The organism is uncultured Gimesia sp., from assembly GCF_963976445.1.
In the GTDB taxonomy this organism is placed as follows: domain Bacteria; phylum Planctomycetota; class Planctomycetia; order Planctomycetales; family Planctomycetaceae; genus Gimesia.
The window spans coordinates 39100-54011 of record NZ_CAXBKP010000015.1; the positions used below are offsets into that span (position 1 = coordinate 39100).

Below are 14912 nucleotides of genomic sequence, written 5' to 3' on the forward strand. Positions count from 1 at the left end.
AAGGCCTCAAAAAATTTGGGGACAAGAAGGGGACAACACCTGTTTTGTTATGTACAATAAGATAGTGGAAAGACTTCAAGCTACAATCTTATCATGGGAATCGTTATGAGACTGTATGCTGATCGCTGGGGGTTGCCTGAAATGAACATCAGGTAAATCATAGGGAGCGTGTTTGATGTTGCGTCAATTTATTTGTCCCGTTGCGGCAGTGTTAATTGCACTGGCAGGCATCGGTGGGTTGCTGGTTAGTTCTGATCATTCCCAAAAGGCCGTTGCTGAAAAACAAAATTCATCTGAACCGGCGGTCGCCCCTCAGACAGATTCCGATTTCAAACAACGCGAGCAGCGCCTCAACGAAATCAATCTGCTTCTGGCCTGCCGCGCACCCCAATTCTCCGGTAAGCCTCCCGCGGCAACTCCCAAAGCAACGCCTCCCTGGCTTGATCCCGCGTTAGACGACCTCTTTCAGCAAATCAAACGGAAGCGCGTAAGGCTCTGGTTCCCGCGTAATAAAGAGCCCTTCTCAATCTGGGTGGGAAATCCGGCACAGACGGTTGACGGCAAAAAAGTGTATCAACATACCGCAGTACTCAAGAACGTGATTCCTTTAGTCAATCAACTGCCGTTCCCTGTCCGGATCTGGTTTTATGGAACACGAGATCAAACGAATCCGGAATTAGGGGAATGCATTGAGACACTCTCCGAGGTCAAGCAACTGGCGGGGGTCAAGTTTTCTATGTGTCGCATTAATGAGCGTGGTTACACCGCTCTGCGAAATATGCCGAATCTAACGAATCTTGAAATTATTCGTTCTCACCTGAATGAAGCCGCTTTGGCGCAAATCATTCAGGCAGAACGACTCCGCCGACTGCATCTGGATTTCGGAAATCACCAGGTTTCTCTGCAGGCGGCAGAAAAAGTCTTAGCCCTTCCCTTACTGGAAGATCTGAAACTCCATGTTGAGCTGCCAGCGAAAGATGTTACACCATTCTGGAAGAAAATGGCGCGCTGCTCCCAGCTGACTGCTGTCGAAATCGACCTGGGTTCTGTGACGCAGAACGCGATGCTTAGTTTTTTGAAAAATGGAGACCGCCAGAATCTGCGAAAATGGATCATCCGGGAAATCTTTCCCCGAAAACCTCTGGCAGACGCACTTGCGTTAGCGCCCCACCTGGAAGTCCTGAAAGTGCCTTCCGGAAAAGCCGACGAGATCAGTTATCTGCTTGAACAAGTCGCAGCACATCAGCCCCGTATGAAACAGCTGGTCATCGGCTGGGACACGGGAAATCATCTAAGTGGAGATCAGTCACGCACCGCACTGAAGCTGTTAACCAATTTCCCCAATTTGGAACGATGCCATATTCCCATTGACTTGCCGGAACCCGCGGCTCTTCAACCCTTAACTCGGCTGACACATCTGGAATATTTCTACTGCAAAAACTTGAACCTGGATCAGGACACATTATTGCTACTCGCACAAATGCCCACTCTGAAGCGGCTGGAAGTCAATAAGCTCCAGTTCGATCAAGGTGTGGCTCATCTTTTGCCCTGGTTGTCCAATGTAGAAAATATCAAAATCAAAGATCCGACCACACTCACCGACGAGCGATTGGAACTGCTGGCCACGCTGCCTCGGCTTTCCAAGCTCAAATGGTGCGACATCGCCATTAAGGAACCAATTCCCTTGACCGATGCCGCCCGCGCCCGTTACCCACAGATCGAATTTGACGTCTGCGGGAAATAACCGCGTTTGTGAACTACTCAGGCTATTTCACCGGAAACTTCTGCCAGCCCAGTGCGTCGATCCGTTTGAATTCTCCTTCGATATCGCTTCCCGTGTAGAATGAGAACCAGCCTTTCACGCGAACCGTTTCGCCGGGCGGACAATCAGGAAAGATCGGATCCGAATGCAGGCAGGGACACTTTTGATTTCCCCATGCTTTGAAACAGGGAGTCCACGCCATAATAATCCAGTGATCGCCCGATGCCGATCGGCACGCCGCGTACCGTTCACGAAATAGCTTGTTCTCATTGTTCTGCTGCGTGAAAACAACACCACCGTAATTCCGAATCATTAGAGCACCTCACGTTTACGCAGGATCTGGACTCGTTCGAGATTTCCGTTTCTATTCTAATACAATCGCGTCCCCAGCACATATATTTAGAAACCCGAATACAGAAATCATGAAATCTTCGAAAAACACCCGACACTGAATCGTAGGGGCGGTGCCTGTGTGCCCGCCCGCCTTGTGAGGTTCAACTCTGTTTTGCACTGTGGATGGGACCAGGGGAAGCATTCGTACTTGAGTATGAATACGACCCTGTCCCTGCGGGCGGCCACATAGGGCCGCACCCTACAGCAACATAGGTTGACAATGTTTCGATGGAATTGAACGAGCACCATCGGATGAGCAACTCCAGAACCTGAAAGAGATTCAGAAACCCATTCCCTCCTGAGAGTCTGGAGCCTGAGCAGCGATTAAGAACGATCTGGCAGAAAGATCCGAACTCGATGATTTGCCAAGATTTTCAATTCCGGTAACAATAGTAGTTAGTTTCACAAAAGATATTCGTTTTTGAAGAGAAGGAAATCTCAATGGGAGGGGGACCTGGTGCCGGCGCGGCTTTGATCCAAGCGGTTCTCGTGATGTTGTTTGCATTTCCCACTCATTTACTGGCATACCGTTACTTGCAGATTCCGTCTGTCGTGCGCTGGATACTGACGAGTTTGGTAATCGCCAGCATTGCTTTGACCTTTCCTCTGGTCATATGCATGCTTCTCGGGGGTGCAGTTACTTACCATCAGCCATTGGACGAATGGTTTCCGAAGTATTTTGGGCTTAGTCTGATCATCGCTCTATTAGTGGGTGTAATTCACTTAGCCGACTTAAAAAAATGAAAGCAAAACCAGGTATCGCTACTATGAAATATGCTGTTCTGTTGATTGAGTTCCCTCGTAAACTTATCAAATGCTGTTTTTTGACCGTCACACAATCGGAAACAGTACATCCCTCCCAACCAACCCCATTTCTATAGACACAAACAGCCAATCTGCCTAAAATCGGTCGGTTTATTATTTGCCCCCACACATTGATAATATTGGTCCTATTGAATGAACTCTCAGCAGACCGCAGCGCCGCATGTTGAAACTGATAATTTAACCTCTGAGGAACCCACTGAGACAGCGCCTGCCAATGCAGATTCCCGCGTCGACTGGGCTGTGATTGGCTGGATCGCCGTCATTCATCTGGGACTGTTGGCTGCCCCCTTTTACTTTACCTGGACGGGCTTGATCACCTGTCTCATTCTGGGCTGGCTGACTGGTGGCATCGGGATCTGCATGGGTTATCATCGACTGCTCACACATGGCAGCTTTCAGACCTATCCTTTCATGTTTCGCTTGATCGGCCTGATTGGCTTACTGGCCGGGCAGGGGCCTCCGATTCAATGGGTGGCCAATCATCGCAAACATCACCTGCACAGCGATCAGCCCGGCGATCCGCATTCGCCCCGTGACGGTCGCTGGTGGAGCCATATTATGTGGCTGATCCCTTATCACAGCACGGAAGATATTCAGGCGACACACGAACGCTTCGCCCCCGATTTGCTTAAAGATCCCTTCATGCGTTTTCTACAACGCACGTTTCTACTCTGGCATATCGGCATGGGAGCCATCCTGTATGGCATTGGCTATTGGCTGGGGGGATCGGAAATCGCGATCAGCATGGTCGTCTATGGCATGTTCGTGCGACTATTTTATGTCCTGCATGCGACCTGGTTTGTGAACTCCGCTACGCATATCTGGGGCTACCGTAATTATGAAACGACCGACGACAGCCGCAACCTGTGGTGGGTCGCCCTCTTGACCTACGGCGAAGGCTGGCACAACAACCATCACAAATACCAACGGATGGCAAAGAACGGCCACAAATGGTGGGAGCTCGACATGACCTATGGTGTGATTCTCGTTCTCGAAAAACTGGGTCTGGCCTGGAAAGTCGTCAAAACCATCCCCCCCAACGACAAAGAGAGTTCGGTGAAGCAACCCAACTTCGCCAAACAGCAGCAGACTGCCCAACGCTAACGGAATGAAAGAGCCCAAATAGAATTCGGCTACTTAGTCGTAGGGGCGGTGCCTGTGTGCCCGCCCGCCTTGCGAGGCTCAATTTTGTATCACGTTGAGGATGGGACCAGTTGAAGCATTCGAGCGGTGGTCCTGCACACCACTCTGAAACTGCAGGCGGACACATGGGTCCGCGCCCTATAGCAACACAAGTCGGAACTGTTCTCTGAATTCGAACTGGCACGGCCGGTCAAGCCGGACCGTGACACACGAAAGTCTCATCCGGGCAAGTAAGCCGGATCTACTCACTCTCGGCGCCCAGATGCGCCATCGCAGCGGGCATGCGTTGAATATTTCCTTCGCGATCAACACAGGCTATCACACTGTGTGCCTTGGCGACCGAAGCACCATCACGAAACAATTCGTAATCGTGTTCCAGTTTGGCACCGGTGACGCGGGAGAGAGTGGTCCGCAGCGTCAACACATCATCATAGCGGGCTGGCAGGCGATATTTGCATTCGATCTTCGCCACCACGAGCAGGTAGCCTTTCTCTTCCATCTCACGGTAGTTGCCCCCTTGAGAACGAAAGAGTTCGGTGCGGCCCATTTCAAAGTACGTAAAATAATTTCCATGATGCAGAAATCCCATCGAGTCCGTTTCGTTATAACGGACACGGATCTCTATCTCATGCGAGGCAGACATAATGCTGGCATTCCTTTTTCGAATTATGTTCGGGCAGGAGTGGGAAGCGAAACGTCGTACGTGCGTTGGGAGTCGTCATCGCCGTTATCGTTTCGATAATTCTCAACCGCGATCTGATACAACTGCCGACCGGCTTCCGTAGGATAGGTCGTATCGATACAGGCCTGGCAGAGAGACGTACTCGGCAGACCGACGGCACGCGAAATCGAATCCTTAGGCAGGTATTTCAGACTGTCGGCGCCAATCGCGTCGGCCATCGCCTGTTCGACTTCCGGAGACATCTCTCCCCCTTTCAGAAATCGAGGGGCGAAGAGCTCATTGATCGTCGACATGTCGATGCCATAAAAACAAGGGCCAATGATCGGCGGGCAAGCCACGCGCACATGCACTTCTTTGGCACGACCACGCTCTTTCAACTGGCTGATCAAGGCTTTCATGGTAGTAGAACGGACAATCGTATCTTCCACCAATAACACTCGTTTGCCTTCCAGAACTTCAGGAAGCGGCGTGTATTTCGCACGCACCTTGTCGCCGCGGTTTGCACCTTCGATAAACGTTCGACCGATATAGCGATTGCGGATCAGGCCTTCCAGACAGGGGACGCTCAAGTGATAAGCCATACTGTCGGCGGCTGCTTTCGCGGTATCCGGAACGGGCACCACGATGGTATTGTCATCAATCGTAACCGTTTCCTGCGCGGCCAGTTCTTCGCCCAGTCGTTTGCGGGTGATGTAGACACTCTGATCATCCAGCGTACTGCAGACGTTGGCAAAGTAGATCCACTCGAAGAAACAATGGGCTTTTTGTTTGGGTTTCGCATATTCGCGTATCGTCAGTTCCCCGTCTTGAATCAGGACGGCAGAACCGGGAGCAAGACTCTTAATTTCATCTTCTCCAAAGCCCATGTTCGCGAGCGCCACGCTTTCACTGGCAGCAGCAAACAGCGAACCGTCAAACGCATAACACAGCGGACGAATGCCGACTGGGTCGCGCGAGACGAACATATTCCCCAATGCATCCAGAAAAACGATATTGTAGGCACCATCCAGACGTTTGCTGAGGTTCGCCAGAATGTCAATCAGTTGGGCGGGGTTTTCTTTGGAAAGCTCCTGAGAGATTAGATGCATCAGGATTTCGGTGTCAGTTTCCCGTGCGAGATGAAAGTCAGATTCGGCCAGAAATTCCTGGCAGAGTTGCTGATAGTTGGCCAACTGTCCGTTAAAGCCAAAGCTGAACCATTTGGATTTTTGAATATGATGCCGTTCGAATGGCTGAGCGTAGCTTCGGTCATCTTTTCCACAGGTCGCATAACGCACATGACCGATGGCAGCAGGGCCCTCGTACTTCTTCATCAGATCGTTAAATTTCTGCTGATGATTGAGCTGAAACACTTCCGTAACGGTGCCCACATCTTTGTGCGTATCGATCAACTGATTGCGTTTCGAGTTGAACGTTGTCATCCCGGCCGCCAGTTGACCGCGATTTTGAATATCCAGCAGTAACCGGGAGATGAGTTGAGATGTCTTATCAGGGTCACCCAGAGGCGCCAGCGGGCTGGTCGCTTTATTGGGAAGGTGATAGACGGCTGCAACTCCACATTCGTGGTATAGTTCCGACATAAAATGCCTTAGTTCGTGTTTAAGGGTTTCAAAATCAGCGTGAACTGGGTGAACTATGCGGTAATAAGTTTCAGGGCTATCGTGAAGAGACTAACAAAATCAGGGAGCAAGAACGAAAAAGTAACGATTTTTCTGGGAAATCGCCTCGATTTACTATCAAACTCAACTCTGATGAAGGTCTATGCTGCAGCCACGGACTACTATATTATATAAATATTAAGAAATAGGGACCCGGTGGGGAGTGCCTGTTTGAAATTTTTTTGTGATTCGTTAAAAAAGTGCGGACCGTGAGTCTTACAAGACGTGAAGTAATCGAAACAGCGGAAACGCTGGTCATCAAAATTGGAACAAACGTTCTCTCTTGCGCGGACGATACACTCGATCCCGCGCAGATCGAATCACTGGCCGAACAGATTCACCGTGTCAAGGAAACCGGACGAAAAGTAGTCGTTGTTTCCAGTGGCGCCATCGGCGCCGGCATGGGCTTGCTGGGATTGAAAGAACGCCCCAAAGATCTCGCCCACCTGCAGGCTTCTGCTGCAGTCGGTCAGGCTCATCTCATCCGCCGCTATGATCGTTGCCTGCAGAAATACGGATATCACGCAGCGCAACTCCTTGTAACAGCAAACGATTTTAAAAATCGAACCCGCTATCTCAATGTGCGGAATACAATCCATACCCTGTTCGAATACGGGGCGGTCCCAATCGTCAACGAAAATGACACGGTCAGTATTCAGGAAATCAAATTCGGCGATAATGACCATCTGGCGGCCATGGTCACCAGCCTGGTCAAGAAACCACTGCTGGTAATCCTGTCGATCGTCGATGGGCTGTATGATGGTGATCCCAGATCTGCGGAAAGTCGCCGGATTTCCCAGGTACAGGATTGGACACCTGAATTACTGGCGCTGGCGACCGATGACAGCAGCTCGCTGGGAACGGGGGGCATGAAGTCCAAGCTGCAGGCCGTCCGCTCTGCGACTGCGGTCGGAGAAAATGTGATTATTGCAAATGGCCAGCAGGAAGGGATTCTGGATCGAATTCTCAAAGCGGAAGACGTGGGCACTCTGTTTCTGGCGCAGGGAACTTCGGTCTCGGCCTGGAAACGCTGGATTGGTTATACGATTCGCCCTAAAGGGAAATTCCATCTGGATGCCGGGGCAACGAAAGCCATTCGTGATGGGGGAAAATCCCTACTGGCGATTGGCATTCAATCGATTGACGGAACATTTGAAAGTGGTGAGGCTGTGACTCTGGTCAGTCCGACTGGCGAAGAATTCGCACGTGGGCTGAGTAATTATAATTCCAGCGATCTGGCGAAGATTGTGATGCGACGTTCGGATCAAATTGCCACTATCCTCGGGGCTGTGCCTTATTCCGAAGTCATTCATCGGGATAATCTGGCAGTCCTCGAAAATCATCCTGCTTTGTAGGAGCAAGCGCCCATGTGGATCACCGAAACCGCCATTCCGCCGATCATCGTCTGCAGTATTCTTGCGACGATCTTCTTTGTCCAATGGTACTTACGACGTCAGATCAAATATATCGCCGGTGTCGCTATCATGGTCATGTTGATGTTCGGCTTTTATGTTCTCGAATTGAATATTATCACCACGCGCGAAACGGTAGAGGCCGACTTGTATGGCCTGGTGAATGCGTTCCAGGACAAGGAAGCCGATACGACCCTGAATTACATCAGCCCCCGGGCGGACGGCTTACGTCAAATGGTCCAGATCGCATTAAATCTGGTGACCATAGATGGGGAACTCAGAATTACCGACGTTCAAACTGAACTGAGATCGGAAGATTCCGTTGCCACCACCCACTTTCGGGCGAATGGGGCGGCTACGTTCGGCAGCTTTTCCGGCCGTCATCCCACGCGCTGGGAATTAACGTGGCAAAAAATGGGGGGTGAATGGAAAGTCACCAAAGCCAGCCGCCTGAATCCGATCACCGGCGAAGAACTCCAGCCGATGGCACTGAAATGACCCAAGATTTCAGGGGCAAGAACGAACTTATCAAACCAATACTGACGGCTTCCGGTATCCGTGCACGTTCAGGCAGGTATTGAAATCGTTTTCTACGCTGCTATCAACAGCAAGGGACAAGCCCCGCGGTACCAATTCATCTCCAGAACACGTTTTCGAGCTTTTGTGGTAGATCTCATTCCTGCCGGGGGACCTTTGTGTATTACCCAGGCCAGCTCAATCCCGCACCGCCGCCCACTGTTGATCCAGAATTTTCGGCGAGACCTTCAAAGCCGTTCCCAGTTTTTGAGCAAACAATGACACACGAAATTCTTCCAGCATCCAGCGAAATTTGATCAACTGCGGATCAATAATCTCCCGTTCGTAATGCTGCCGGGCCCGTTGGGAGTACAGTTCGAAATACCGTGAGATGCTGCGGATATTGCTGATGTCTTTCTTCAGTCCGGTGCCTCCGAGCTTGCTCAATCGCAGCTCGATCCCCTGCAGATACCGCGGAAACTGTTGCAGCCACGGGTAAGGTGTGCTCACCAGGAACCGGGCGTTGATCATGGCGTTCAACTGTGTTCGCATATCATGCAGCGGCTCACTCCAGGCCGGCACTTTCGTTTTATCCAACGTTACTTTGATCTTATGATACTGCTCGAGCAAGTCCGGCAAGAGACTCGCCAGATCCTGAGCGGCAACCGGAATCTGGTTCCGCCACTCTTTCACAAGTTGACGATACTGGGTCTCATTGCGTGGCAGTTGCTCCTTCTTACCAAACAACGTCCGCTCTGCCAGCAGTTCAATTAATTGTTCCCGGAAATTGATTCCGCCTATCGCCGTTACGTATAACGACATCCGATTCACACCGGGCAAATTGTCAATCTGCGTTTTTAAACGACGATGTTCAGACAGGATAAACAACCGCCTTAAACCGAATCGTGTCTCATACGCAGCTCGTTCGGGCGCGTCTCGCAGACAGATCGCCACCGATGTTCCCTCATCCAATAAACTCGGAAAACCAGTGAGTGAAAGCTGATCGTGCTGGATCTGAACCTCTGTCGGAAAATCGCCGAACGTCCAGTCGGTCAGTCCCGATTGACTCCAGTGATCATCAGACAGCGCCGAAAAACTGTCGGCGGCTTTCGAACCGTACTCCTGACGCAACTGCGTCAGATTCCGATTCGTCGCGATCGCATCGCCCCCTTGATCGAGCACGCGAATATTCATCTGCAGGTGTTGTGGCAGACGTTGAATCTCAAACAGATCCGCGGTGATCCGCTCGCCCGATATTTGCGACAACATCTCCGCCACCGTCGCTTCAAACGATCCCTTGCCAAACTCCAGTTTGCTGACGACTTGCTTCGCTGTCTCAGGAGCCGGTACCAGCATCCGTCGTACCGATTTGGGCAGCGACTTGATCATCGCGGCCACTTTTTCTTCCAGGAGTCCCGGTACCAGCCAGCCCAGCCGATGTGGTGAGAGTTGATTCAAGCTTTCCTGCGGAATTGAAACCGTCACACCATCTTCTTCCGCGCCCGGCTCCAGATGATATTCGAGCGGGAACTGCATCTGGTCCATATTGATCGCGTTCGGAAATTCGCTCTCATCAATGTCTTCCGCCTGCGTCTCGAAGAAATCTTCCAGCCGCATATTCAGCAACGTCGGCGTTTTGCGGTTGGCATCTTTCCACCATTTTTTCAAGCTGACTGCATCGTAGACGTCTTCGGGAATCCGCGAATCGTAAAACGCAAACTGCAATTCCTGTGAGGGAATCAAATCGTACCGTCGCGAACGGGCCTGTTGCTGTTCGAGATCGCTGAGAAACTTCTGATTGTGCGCCAGGAAATCGATCTTCAGATTGATGTCCCCTTCCACCAGTCCATACTGCAGCATCAGCGTCCGCGATTGTTCGGGATCGATCTTCCCATAATGCACGGGGCGGCGAGGCACAATCGTCAGACCAAACAGCGTGACCTTTTCCGTCGCCATCGCTGAGCCCGCATCACCACTCCAGCGGGGATCGCTCCAAGTCTTCTTCACCAGATGCGGGGCCGCTGGCTCGATCCAGTTCGGCGAAATTTTAGCGACCGTGCGCGCGTAACGTTTACTCGTTTCAATCAACTCCGCCGAGATGACCCACTTCGGCTTTTTCGCAAAGATCCCCGAACCGGGCCAGAGAAAATACTTCTGCTGCCCCGACCCCGTGTATTCGTTCGTGTCCGACCGCATCGCAATATTCGACAACAACCCCGGCAGCAGCGCCCGATGAATGGCGGCCGAATCATCTTTCCGCGGATGCGGCTTGATTCCAGTTTCTTCCACCAATTGTCTCAATTGCCGAAAGATGTCGGCCCATTCCCGTAGTCGATTGTAAGACAGAAAATTCTGCACGCACGCCTTCCGCAACCGACTGTGCGACTGCTCCTCTTTCAGCTTGTGATAAAAGTCCCACAGTTTGAGGAAGCTGAGAAAGTCAGAATCGGGATCGCGAAACTGTTCGTGGGCTTCGTCGGCCGCCTGTTGTTTGTCAATCGGTCGTTCACGCGGGTCCTGTAGTTCGAGCCCCGACGCGATAATCAGAATTTCGTGCAGACAGTTCTCGTCGTGTGCCGCCAGAATCATTCGCGCAATTCGCGGGTCGACCGGCAGCCGACTGATCTTGCGGCCAATGTCCGTCAGCCGGTTCTGCTCATCAATCGCTCCGAGTTCAAACAGCGTGCTGTATCCATCACGAATTGCCGCTGTCTTAGGCGGATCAATAAACGGGAACTCTTCGATCGCCCCCAGTTTCATGTTCAACGTCTGCAGAATGACCGACGCCAGATTCGTTCGCAGAATTTCAGGCGACGTGTATTCATCGCGGCTGTTATAGTCGGCTTCGCTGTAAAGACGAATACAGATCCCCGGTGCGACACGACCGCAGCGACCGGCCCGCTGATTAGCCGACGCCTGCGACACTGCTTCAATCGGCAGCCGCTGCACTTGTGACCGACTCGAATAACGGCTGATGCGAGCCAGCCCCGTGTCAATCACATAGCGAATACCAGGCACCGTGATCGACGACTCAGCCACGTTCGTCGCGATCACAATCCGCCGATACGAGGAAGGGCGAAAGACTTTGTTCTGCTCCGCCGTCGACAGCCGCCCGTATAGCGGCACAATTTCCGTCTGACGTCCTCCGTCATCACCAATGATGGAACGTCCCCGCAGCAGTTTGGCCGTTTCGCGAATGTCCCATTCGGTTGCCACAAAAATCAGGATATCACCTTCATCAATGGCCGCCAGCTCATTGACCGCATCCGCCAGCAGCGACTGTTCGTCGTCACTGTTATTCTGTGACTTGCCTTGATTCTTTTCCGTCGGCTCCGCATCCAGTGGCCGATAACGGGTCTCTACCGGATATGTGCGGCCCGTGACATTCAGAATCGGAGCCGGCTTGTCGCGGGTCCCAAAATGTTCGCTGAAGCGTTCCGCGTCGATCGTCGCCGACGTGATGATCACTCGCAGGTCCCGGCGCTTGGGTAGCAGCCGTTTGAGAAAGCCCAGTAGAAAATCAATGTTCAATGAACGTTCATGGGCTTCGTCGATGATGATGGTATCGTACTGATTCAGAAACCCGTCGGTCTGTGTCTCCGCCAGCAGAATGCCGTCGGTCATCAGCTTGATATATGTGTTCGGGTTCGTCGTATCGGTGAAACGAATCTTAAAGCCGCAGGCGGTTCCCTGTTCGCGGCCCAGTTCTTCCGAGATCCTCGCACAAACTGAACGGGCGGCGATCCGGCGGGGTTGTGTGTGGCCGATGATGCCACTGATGCCGCGTCCCATTGATAACAAGAGCTTGGGAAGCTGCGTTGATTTTCCCGACCCCGTTTCGCCGCAGACGATGACCACCTGATTCTCTTCAATTGTCTTCTGGATCGAATCCAGTTCCTCATGAATCGGCAGGCTCTGGTCAAAGACGATCTTCGGGCACTGTTTCAGCCGTTCTTCCCGGCGGGCCAGTGACTTGTCCAGTTCGTCCCGCAGCCGCTGTAAACTCTTATCGAAGGGCTTCTTACTTTTCTTCGCCTGTTTAATCGACCGCAGCCGTTGTGAAAGCCGAAACTGGTCTCCGGCCATCGCTTTAGAAATCAGCGCCGGCAGTTCCGACAGCGCAGCAGGCGAATTCTCACTGGCAGCACCAGCGTCAGCAGCAGCCGAATTAGAATCACCGCGGGACATCAGACAACAGATAACATGAAAAAATCAGGGAAACAAACCATTATACGCAGAGAGACCCGTATTATGAATCCAAAGTTCGGCAGCGCGAAGGCTTTCAGGGATGAATTGTGAGAATACCGGCGGGAACCGAAAATTAGAGACGGTTTTACTGGCTGATTTCGCGAAGAAATCTGATCTACATTCTGGGTGGTCCCGAATACAATTCGGGATTGCCGCAGGCAACAGGAAAGTGACGGGGAACGCGTCCAGACAGACTTAAAGGGTATCCATGTGGCCCCCTTCGGCTTTCCCGATAGCGCCGTTTCAATACCAGAGAGACATTCCTACCCGTGTTGCAGTTGGGTACGGCCACTGAATTCTTTCGTGTGTTTTCGTGCCTTTCGTGGTAGCAAGAAAATCCTGACAAGATCTGTGCTCCTATCAGTTCACGCTTCCGTGTGCCACGGCCCGGCTTGACCGGCCCTGCTGGTTCAAAACCAGGAATTTCTACCTACTTGTGTTGCGGCAGGGACGTAAAAAAATCGCGAGGGTTTCGCGATTTTGCATCAAACTGAATTGTTCGGGTTCTTCTATTGGAAACCGCCTGAACGATATCCCTGTAAACCCATACCCTATAGAGGGTTATAAAAGTCGGGGCGACACGATTCGAACGTGCGACCTCTGCGTCCCAAACGCAGCGCTCTAGCCAAGCTGAGCTACGCCCCGCAACTTAATCAGAGGCACAGTTTAGAGAGACACACGGAATGCGTCAATGGTTCAACGTGCTCTCTTCCAAAAATATGCCACGGATATCCCCAACCCAACTGCGGATCTACGGATATTGAGGACTTCAACAGCATTAAGCCAGGATTTCTTTAATCAAATTGCCATGTACGTCCGTCAAACGGCGATCCAGACCATTATTATAATAGGTCAGTTTGTCATGCTGAAAACCGAGCAGATTCAGGGCTGTCGCGTAAAAATCCCAGACGGTCGTTGGATTCAACTCGGCACGGCGTCCGAATTCGTCGGTCGCCCCGTAGCTGGTGCCCCCTTTGATACCCGCTCCCATCATCCAGCAGGTGAATCCGTCCGGATTGTGATCGCGGCCCAGTGTTCCCGCCTGATGCGTGGGCATGCGACCGAATTCGGTCGTCCACAAGATCAGTGTTTCATCCAGTAAGCCGCGTTGCTTCAAGTCGGTCAACAGAGCGGCGGTCGGCTGATCGAAGATCGGACAATGCCGCTCATAGTCGGCTTTGAGCGTTTTATGCGCGTCCCAATTCAACAGACCATCCACGCCTGAGGCCCGCGAAGAACAGTACAAATTCAGATAGCGCACGCCCCGTTCCAGAAATCGCCGCGCGAGCAGACAGTTGCGTGCATAAGCGGCTTTCAATTTGTTCGGATCGCTGGTCCCATACTGATCGTGGATCGACTTCGGTTCCGATGCCAGATTGGAAACTTCAGGAGCCGAGAGCTGCATCCGCGCGGCCAGTTCGTAGGCTTCAATGCGAGCCTGTAAATCAGAATTGCCGGGACGCTGTTCGGCGTGGCGTTGATCGAGGAACTTTAAAAAGTCGCGTGTTGCCTGCTCTTCTTTCGGCGAGATGCCTTTCGGAACTTTCAGATTGCGAATGGGAGACTGGGCGTTCATGACAATCGCCTGATGTTGCGCGGGCAGATAGCCGTTGCTCCAGTTGGCTTTGCCGTTCGGGGGTTCGCCGCGAATATCGGGAATCGCGATATACGCCGGCAGGTTTTCATTTTCGCTGCCCAATGCATAACCGAGCCAGGCACCCGCACTGGGATGGCCTTCGGTATCGTGGCCGGTATTCATGAAAACACAGCCGGGGCCGTGCGTGTTGGTTTTGGTGGTCATCCCGTGCAGAAAGGCAATATCATCGACGTGCTGCGACATGTGCGGCAGGATACTGGAACACATCTTGCCGCTCTCGCCCGCGGGTTTGAAGGCCCACGGGCTTTTCATCAGGTTTCCGTTTTTGCCTTGAAAGCTGAGGAAGTTCTCTTCGCCGGGCAGCGGCTTGCCGTGATATTTCTCCAAACTCGGTTTGTGTTCCCACAAATCCATATGCGAAGCGGCACCCGGACAGAAAATCTGCAGCACCCGTTTGGCTTTGGCGGGAAAATGCGTTTCGTCAATCCCTGGCTGCCAGTCTTTGTTCTTTTTGGAACTGCCAGGCTTGGATGCGGCTGAAAGATCGTTGAGCAGCAGATTCGTCAGTCCAAGTCCCGCCATGCCGGTGTAGACACTGGAAAAGAACGAACGCCGTGAATGCACCTGTTGCAGTAGCCGTTGGGTCGAGAAATTGTCAAATGGATTTAACATACGG

At 52.1% G+C, this 14912-nt stretch carries 10 protein-coding genes and 1 tRNA gene; 5 read left to right on the forward strand and 6 right to left on the reverse strand.

All coding sequences use genetic code 11. The features are described 5' to 3' along the window. Positions 1-175 precede the first annotated feature (175 nt). Positions 176-1744 (forward strand): hypothetical protein, encoded by a 1569-nt coding sequence (locus tag AAC022_RS16640; RefSeq protein WP_339732789.1) that lies wholly within the window; start codon positions 176-178, stop codon positions 1742-1744. A 22-nt stretch (positions 1745-1766) separates the two neighbouring features. On the opposite strand, the gene AAC022_RS16645 is transcribed toward AAC022_RS16640, so the two are convergent. Beyond that, on the reverse strand, positions 1767-2075 hold the full coding sequence (locus tag AAC022_RS16645; RefSeq protein WP_339732792.1) for a hypothetical protein: 309 nt from the start codon (positions 2073-2075) through the stop codon (positions 1767-1769). Between the two features lie 521 nt (positions 2076-2596). Between AAC022_RS16645 and AAC022_RS16650 the strand changes: the two genes are divergently transcribed. Together AAC022_RS16650 and AAC022_RS16655 are read left to right on the forward strand one after the other, a co-directional pair. Continuing rightward, a complete protein-coding gene (locus tag AAC022_RS16650) occupies positions 2597-2899 on the forward strand; it encodes a hypothetical protein (protein WP_339732794.1) in 303 nt (100 codons plus the stop codon). 213 nt (positions 2900-3112) lie between these two features. Beyond that, a complete protein-coding gene (locus tag AAC022_RS16655; RefSeq protein WP_339732796.1) occupies positions 3113-4084 on the forward strand; it encodes a fatty acid desaturase in 972 nt (323 codons plus the stop codon). 280 nt (positions 4085-4364) lie between these two features. On the opposite strand, the gene AAC022_RS16660 is transcribed toward AAC022_RS16655, so the two are convergent. Then, complete coding sequence (locus AAC022_RS16660; protein WP_339732799.1) at positions 4365-4766, reverse strand: thioesterase family protein; 402 nt, start codon at positions 4764-4766, stop codon at positions 4365-4367. A gap of 23 nt (positions 4767-4789) precedes the next feature. Next, a complete protein-coding gene (locus AAC022_RS16665; RefSeq protein ID WP_339732801.1) occupies positions 4790-6385 on the reverse strand; it encodes an amidophosphoribosyltransferase in 1596 nt (531 codons plus the stop codon). 287 nt (positions 6386-6672) lie between these two features. On the opposite strand from AAC022_RS16665, the gene proB reads away from it, so the two are divergent. Both proB and AAC022_RS16675 read left to right on the forward strand, forming a co-directional pair. Continuing rightward, positions 6673-7818, forward strand: a complete 1146-nt coding sequence (gene proB / locus AAC022_RS16670; RefSeq protein WP_339732802.1) for a glutamate 5-kinase — start codon at positions 6673-6675, stop codon at positions 7816-7818. 12 nt (positions 7819-7830) lie between these two features. Beyond that, complete coding sequence (locus AAC022_RS16675; protein WP_339732804.1) at positions 7831-8373, forward strand: hypothetical protein; 543 nt, start codon at positions 7831-7833, stop codon at positions 8371-8373. A 216-nt stretch (positions 8374-8589) separates the two neighbouring features. On the opposite strand, the gene hrpA is transcribed toward AAC022_RS16675, so the two are convergent. The 3 genes from hrpA to AAC022_RS16690 form a co-directional block, all read right to left on the reverse strand. Then, on the reverse strand, positions 8590-12579 hold the full coding sequence (gene hrpA / locus AAC022_RS16680; RefSeq protein WP_339732806.1) for an ATP-dependent RNA helicase HrpA: 3990 nt from the start codon (positions 12577-12579) through the stop codon (positions 8590-8592). A 630-nt stretch (positions 12580-13209) separates the two neighbouring features. Next, a tRNA-Pro gene (locus AAC022_RS16685) sits at positions 13210-13284 on the reverse strand. Between the two features lie 133 nt (positions 13285-13417). Next, positions 13418-14908 carry a DUF1501 domain-containing protein gene (locus tag AAC022_RS16690; protein WP_339732809.1) on the reverse strand — a complete coding sequence of 497 codons (1491 nt, stop codon included), beginning with the start codon at positions 14906-14908 and terminating at the stop codon, positions 13418-13420. Between the last annotated feature and the right edge of the window lie 4 nt (positions 14909-14912).

What these genes read in the sequence shown, in the direction of transcription:
- AAC022_RS16665 (WP_339732801.1), bottom strand. Translation starts at nt 6,385, where the DNA reads ATGTCGGAACTATACCACGAATGTGGAGTTGCAGCCGTCTATCACCTT.
- hrpA (WP_339732806.1), bottom strand. Translation starts at nt 12,579, where the DNA reads ATGTCCCGCGGTGATTCTAATTCGGCTGCTGCTGACGCTGGTGCTGCC.
- AAC022_RS16640 (WP_339732789.1), top strand. Translation starts at nt 176, where the DNA reads ATGTTGCGTCAATTTATTTGTCCCGTTGCGGCAGTGTTAATTGCACTG.
- AAC022_RS16660 (WP_339732799.1), bottom strand. Translation starts at nt 4,766, where the DNA reads ATGTCTGCCTCGCATGAGATAGAGATCCGTGTCCGTTATAACGAAACG.
- AAC022_RS16650 (WP_339732794.1), top strand. Translation starts at nt 2,597, where the DNA reads ATGGGAGGGGGACCTGGTGCCGGCGCGGCTTTGATCCAAGCGGTTCTC.
- AAC022_RS16690 (WP_339732809.1), bottom strand. Translation starts at nt 14,908, where the DNA reads ATGTTAAATCCATTTGACAATTTCTCGACCCAACGGCTACTGCAACAG.
- AAC022_RS16655 (WP_339732796.1), top strand. Translation starts at nt 3,113, where the DNA reads ATGAACTCTCAGCAGACCGCAGCGCCGCATGTTGAAACTGATAATTTA.
- AAC022_RS16645 (WP_339732792.1), bottom strand. Translation starts at nt 2,075, where the DNA reads ATGATTCGGAATTACGGTGGTGTTGTTTTCACGCAGCAGAACAATGAG.
- AAC022_RS16675 (WP_339732804.1), top strand. Translation starts at nt 7,831, where the DNA reads ATGTGGATCACCGAAACCGCCATTCCGCCGATCATCGTCTGCAGTATT.